This window comes from Flavonifractor sp. An306, assembly GCF_002159455.1.
Lineage (GTDB): Bacteria > Bacillota > Clostridia > Oscillospirales > Oscillospiraceae > Flavonifractor.
Genome location: NZ_NFIQ01000217.1, coordinates 1 through 972, shown reverse-complemented (window position 1 = coordinate 972; position 972 = coordinate 1). Strand labels below are relative to the sequence as shown.

Genomic DNA, 972 nt, shown 5'->3' with positions numbered 1-972 from the left:
GGTTTGATCAGCCTGGACCTGGCCGATTTTCTGGGGTGAGCAGCATGGAAGATGTGCGCAACCTGGTGCCACGGACGCCGCCGGATGGGTTCCTGACCTGGGCGGCTGATGCCCTCCGGGATGAACTGGACACCCACGGATTCCTCTATGAACAGGAATGGGTGGAGGACTGGGGACTTGACTTCATCTTGGACGAATGGGCCAAGCCACGGAAACGGAGACTGGTACGGGTGCAGTGTTCCTGCTGTGGCTATCAGGAATTGTACCAGTATGGACTGGGGCAGAGAGGGTATGGATTTATCCTCCCGGAGAGCTACAGCGAAGTGGAGGGAGGGGTGGTCTATGAGTCCGGAGATTGTATTCTGTGCCCTCAGTGTGGCTGTCAAGTGCAGGTTCGGCGGAGGGCGGAGTTGCGGAGTAAAGGCTATTTTGTCCCAGCTGAGGGGCGGGCTATGAGTGCCGCCGTAATGGGGAAGGAGCAGCTGCTGGTCCTGACCGGTTGGGTGGTCCAGCGGCGGGTGCTTTATGGTGGCGGAGACCACCTGGAGGGCATCCCGGCGGAAGCCTATGTCTTTTCCTCTGTGGACTGCGCTCAGATTATGGGCTGGGTCAATGCTTACAGTGGGACTGCCGGGTATTTTGTCCAGTATACCGGGACCTGGCGGCAGCCCAAGGTGTGGAGTGAGCGCTGGGGACAGGAGGAACATATTTTTGGCCTGTCTGAGCAGTTGCTGGCGGAGAGCTGTCTGCCCCACTGTAAACTGGATGTGTATATGGAGCACCGGCCGGGGGCCTATCACTATCCTGTGGCCTGGCTGCGGCTTTATCAGGCGCATCCCAATGCGGAGGCGGCCCTGCTCCACGGGCTGCCCAGGGTGCTGGACGATATGATCCAGGCCAAGACCCGGGCGGACCGGTGGGAGAAAAATGTGTGCGGCAAGCTGGATATGCCGGAGCTGGACTGGGGTCAGA

General features: G+C 59.9%; 1 protein-coding gene. It reads left to right on the top strand.

Going from position 1 to position 972, the window contains the following annotated elements; all coding sequences use genetic code 11:
* Positions 1-44: 44 nt before the first annotated feature.
* Positions 45-972: hypothetical protein (locus tag B5F88_RS19730; protein ID WP_140402237.1), on the top strand; the 928-nt coding region annotated here is incomplete at its 3' end.